Below are 3,078 nucleotides of genomic sequence, written 5' to 3' on the forward strand. Positions count from 1 at the left end.
GCGCACCCGGTGGCGGTCCGGCTGCAGGCGCACGAGCAGGATGCGGCGCTCGCGGCGAGCGGACTGCCCGGCTGCTCCGTGGCGGAGCAGATCCTGGCGCGTGAACCTGCCTCGCTGAAGGACAACGACCGGCGGTTGCAGGAGCTCGAGTCGCACCTCGCCTCATGCCCCGCCTGTGGGGCGCGCGAGCGCTTCCTCCGGGAGCGGTTCCCGAATCCGGTCGCCCCCCCGATGCCCGGATGGGTGAGCGTAGTCGGGGCGATCTTCGGCCGGATCTCCCGCCTGCCCGAGTGGGCGCAGCCGGCGGTGCTGGGCGCACTGCTGCTGGCCGCGCTCACCCTGGTGCGCGCGCTGTTCGTGGTCCTCGCGCGACCGCGCGACCTGCACGTGCTCGCCGTCGCCGGCGGCGCGATCCTCGCCGCATCGCTCGCCGGCGCCGTCGGGGGGCTCGTCGACTCGCTCGCGGCCCGGCCCCTCCGCCGCGTCCGCGGCGCGGGCCCGTACCTGGCCGGTATCGTCACCGTGGCCGGTTACCTCGTCGCCGTGTTCGGACTCGTGGCCATCGTCGATCCTTCGTCCGTCCCGGAGAGTGGACCGGAGCTTCTCGTCGCCGGCCTCGTGACGGCCGTGCTCTTCGGGTCTCTCGTCGGCCACTCCTGGTTCCGGGAGGGCTGACAGCGGGCGGCCGTGCATCGCCGCGGCCATCGGGGAGCGGCCGGCGGGGACAGGCAGAGTGGCGTATGACGTCGCCATCTCCAAACGTCCGTTCGTTGACAACGATGCCATGAAGGTGGAGGCTCAGGCGGATCGGGCCCTGCGGGCCCGCCACCGGCTGACTGGCAACCGGCGCTTTGCGCTTCCCCCCACGAAGGGGTGGTCATGTCCACCCGGCATCCGCGTCGTTTCCTGTCCGCCTGCCTCCTGTTCGCCACCCTCGGCGCGAAGTGCTCGGTCGCCGACCTCGGTGGCCCCGCCGAGGTGCCTGCGTCGCAGGCGTGGGTGATGATCGACAACCAGTCCCTGATCGGCGACGGCATCCGCAACGTCACCAACCTCGTGATCCTCAAGGGCGGGGCGATCCACCAGGGGCAGGGCACCTGGAACGTGGACGTGACCGCGAGCTGCAGCTACCAGGTGATCCTGAGCGGCAACTGGAACGGCAACATCGTGCGCATCACCTCCACCGGCGGCGGGTGCGGCGCGGGGTACATCCTCACGATGGAGGGCACGGCGAACGGCACCTACGGCAGCGCGACGTCGATGTCGGGCACCTACCGGATCAGCTACAGCGGCATCTGGGGCGGGGTGGACACGGGCACCTGGCGCGCGACGTTCAGCCACTAGCGGCCCCACGACGGCAGGTGGCCGGCCGGATCTGGCGACCGCGCCCCTGCCGCCGTATCGTGAACCAATGCCCTCGCCCGACCCCCGCCTGGCGCAACTTCGTGCCGACCTCGAAGGTGTGTGTACCGTCGAGGAGGCGTGCGCGCGTACCGTTGCCGCGGTCACGGAGCTGGTGGGGTGCGCGGGGACGATCGTCGCGCTGGTGGACGAGCCGGAGCACACGCTTCGCATCGCCGACGTGGATCCCCTCGAGCCGCGGCTCCGCGCGGACTGGGAGCGGATTCCCCTTGCGGCGCCGGTCCCGCTGTCGGACGCGGTGCGCCACCGCCGCCCGATCTTCCTTCGCTCGCGGCGCGACTGGGTGGAGGTCTACCCGCACCTGCTGCACCTGGCGGAAGCGACGGGTCACCACGCCAACGCCGTGCTCCCCCTGATCGGCCAGGGAGCGGCCGAGGTGCTGGGGGTGCTTGGCGTCGCCTTCGCCGAGCCGCGCGAGTTCGTGCAGGAGGAGCGCGACTTCGCGATCGCGATCGAGGTCGCGCGCTCGGTGCAGCGCGTCCGTCAGGGCTGACGCGCGGCCCCGCTCATCCCGCGATCGCCCCCGGGTGGGGCGACACGATCAGTCGGTCGCGCGCCGCGCGAAGGCGGGAGGCACCGGGTGCGCCTTCATGCACCAGCGCTCGAGCACGAAGTCGGTGCAGGTGGTCCAGTCGTCGGGGACGGGGACCAGGCGTCGCTTCTCCCCTTCGCTGGACTCGAAGACGAGCCAGGGGCGGCGGCGCTCGTGATTGGCCGAGGCGACCTGCGGGTTGAGCTTCTCCAGCCAGGAATCCGCGCGCTGGGAGAGCAGCACCGGCTCCACCAGGTGCACCTCCCAGGTGAGGCCGACCGAGTCCCTGAAGGTCCGGGAATGATGCTGGTCCATGCGGAAGCCTCGCTGGTCTACGGCCGTGGTCGCCTGCCTCGGCATTCCAAGATTAGGGAGCGGTCGCACGGCGCGACAGTGACGCATGCACGGTGCTGGCGTCATCCCGGAGTGGCGGCGCGGGTGACGCGCGGCGCCGGCGCAGCGGCCGCGGATTCGAGTCGCTGATTTCGAACGATCGACACCCGCATCGTCGCGGAGCTGATCCGGGCTTCCTGCGGGGGGGGGCGACCCCGGTCTCCGGGTCCCGGGCAGGACTGGGGCCTTCTGCTCAGCCCGTTCGGCAGCGCTGAACCGTGTCGGTTCGCCCCTGGGACCGCCGCCTTCCGGGAGCGGCCGCCACAGTAAACGTTTGACACGAATAGTTGAGTTAAAGCGATAAATGTCAATGCTTTAAATGTGGTCCCACGCAGGATATATTTCGTCCATCGAGCAGGGGCCTGCCGATGGGAGACGATACGACGCGTCGACCACCTGGTGGACCCTTTTCCCCCCGCGCGATGTATGGAGGATTGATGCGCTTTCGTTCCACGAAGTACCTGGCTAACGGACTCATCGGTATCACGGCGGTCATCGCCGCGGCCGGCCGCTTCGGCGGTGGGCACGAGACCGCGCACCCGGTACAGCCGCAGCCGGTCCCGTTCATCACCGCCGCGGTGACCCGCACGACGCCCGCGCTGGCCGCCGACATCCGTGAGGCGCCGGCGGGGCGCGCGAAGAGCGCCCTCGAGGCGCTGGCGAGCTCGGTGACGCGCATGAGCGATCCGCGCGCGCTCGAGGCGGCGTTCAACAGCTACTTCGCCTATCGC

At 70.9% G+C, this 3,078-nt stretch carries 4 protein-coding genes and 1 pseudogene; 4 read left to right on the top strand and 1 reads right to left on the bottom strand.

The features are described from left to right. The 3 genes and pseudogenes from ACYC1Z_RS14940 to ACYC1Z_RS14950 all read left to right on the top strand — a co-directional run. A pseudogene (locus ACYC1Z_RS14940) lies at window positions 1–675 on the top strand (hypothetical protein); the annotation flags it as partial. A 204-nt stretch (window positions 676–879) separates the two neighbouring features. After that, window positions 880–1,344, top strand: a complete 465-nt coding sequence (locus ACYC1Z_RS14945; RefSeq protein WP_461410302.1) for a hypothetical protein — start codon at window positions 880–882, stop codon at window positions 1,342–1,344. A 67-nt stretch (window positions 1,345–1,411) separates the two neighbouring features. Beyond that, window positions 1,412–1,915 carry a GAF domain-containing protein gene (locus ACYC1Z_RS14950; protein ID WP_461410303.1) on the top strand — a complete coding sequence of 168 codons (504 nt, stop codon included), beginning with the start codon at window positions 1,412–1,414 and terminating at the stop codon, window positions 1,913–1,915. Between the two features lie 48 nt (window positions 1,916–1,963). On the opposite strand, the gene ACYC1Z_RS14955 is transcribed toward ACYC1Z_RS14950, so the two are convergent. Then, window positions 1,964–2,269 (bottom strand): hypothetical protein, encoded by a 306-nt coding sequence (locus ACYC1Z_RS14955; RefSeq protein WP_461410304.1) that lies wholly within the window; start codon window positions 2,267–2,269, stop codon window positions 1,964–1,966. Between the two features lie 515 nt (window positions 2,270–2,784). Between ACYC1Z_RS14955 and ACYC1Z_RS14960 the strand changes: the two genes are divergently transcribed. After that, the coding region (locus ACYC1Z_RS14960) for a hypothetical protein (RefSeq protein WP_461410305.1) at window positions 2,785–3,078 on the top strand (294 nt) is incomplete at its 3' end.

This window comes from Georgenia sp., from assembly GCF_054605595.1.

Coding starts and splice junctions, on each gene's coding strand:
- ACYC1Z_RS14955 (WP_461410304.1), bottom strand. CDS start 2,269: ATGGACCAGCATCATTCCCGGACCTTCAGGGACTCGGTCGGCCTCACC.
- ACYC1Z_RS14950 (WP_461410303.1), top strand. CDS start 1,412: ATGCCCTCGCCCGACCCCCGCCTGGCGCAACTTCGTGCCGACCTCGAA.
- ACYC1Z_RS14945 (WP_461410302.1), top strand. CDS start 880: ATGTCCACCCGGCATCCGCGTCGTTTCCTGTCCGCCTGCCTCCTGTTC.